The organism is Effusibacillus lacus, from assembly GCF_002335525.1.
GTDB classification, from domain to species: Bacteria; Bacillota; Bacilli; order Tumebacillales; family Effusibacillaceae; genus Effusibacillus; species Effusibacillus lacus.
In genome coordinates, this window is record NZ_BDUF01000072.1 from 1 (window position 1) to 221 (window position 221).

The 221-nt window shown below is 55.2% G+C and carries 1 rRNA gene; it reads left to right on the forward strand.

Features of this window, described 5'->3' with window-relative positions:
• Positions 1-221: ribosomal RNA gene (locus EFBL_RS13630) — 23S ribosomal RNA — on the forward strand; the annotation flags it as partial.

Here is a 221-nt window from a genome sequence, read left to right on the forward strand (position 1 = left end):
TGCAGGTTACCCGCGGCAAGACGGAAAGACCCCGTGGAGCTTGACTGCAGCTTGATATGGGAGATGGGTACATCATGTACAGGATAGGTGGGAGACTGAGAAGTCAGGGCGCAAGCCTTGGTGGAGTCGACGTTGGGATACCACCCTTGAGGTATTGATCTTCTAACTCGTCACCTTGAAGCAGGTGAGAGGACAGTGTCAGGCGGGCAGTTTGACTGGGG